The 757-nt window shown below is 60.0% G+C and carries 1 protein-coding gene; it reads right to left on the bottom strand.

All coding sequences use genetic code 11. The annotated features are described in order from the left end of the window. Positions 1 to 60: 60 nt before the first annotated feature. On the bottom strand, positions 61 to 757 hold a 697-nt coding region (locus JKG68_RS32740), incomplete at its 5' end, for an IS6 family transposase (protein ID WP_202066641.1).

Raw genomic sequence — 757 nt, 5'->3', positions numbered from 1 at the left:
GGGCGTTGTCACGTTATTTACCGCCAGTTGCAGTAAGACCGATTTGGCCCCTGGGCAGGCTCAAGCAGCAATGTTGGCGATAACTCTCCATTCCGCCATCGCATTGAGGCGGTGCAAGCGGATGGCGGGGGCGGAGCGGCTGGAGCGAGATGGAACGAAAAGGTTGCGGACGGCAGAGAACACGCTGACGAACCGCTGCAGATACCTGGGCGATCGAAAGCCTTGCATCACCCGCTCTCGTCGACGGAACGGCAGATGCGAATTCTCTGCCCGATTGTTGAGCCCTTTGTGCGAGCGGTGTTCGACGTCTGGGATGATCTGACGTCGGGCAGCAGCGTAGGAGCCGAGCTTATCGGTGATCATCCTCCTGGGTAGACAGCCCTGCTTGCGCAAGAGACGCTTCAGCAAGCGTTTGGCGGCCTTGGTGTCTCGTCGATCCTGGACGATCTCATCGAGCACATAGCCGTCCTGATCCACGGCTCGCCACAGCCAGTGCTTCTTGCCAGAAATCGTGACCACAACCTCATCCAAGTGCCAGATGTCGCGGCGGCTTGGCGTTTTACGCCTGAGGCGGCGGGCGTAGTCTGGCCCGAACTTCAGCGCCCACCGGCGAACGGTCTCATAGGAGACGACAATTCCCCGCTCGAGCAGCATCTCCTCAACCAGCCGAAGGCTCAGAGGAAACCGGAAGTACAACCAGACCGCATGGGCGATGATCTCTGGTGGGAAGCGATGGCGCTTGTAGCTGACGGGCTTG

The organism is Microvirga aerilata (assembly GCF_016743775.1).
Taxonomy (GTDB): Bacteria; Pseudomonadota; Alphaproteobacteria; order Rhizobiales; family Beijerinckiaceae; genus Microvirga; species Microvirga aerilata.
This window is presented reverse-complemented; position numbering and strand designations above follow the sequence as displayed.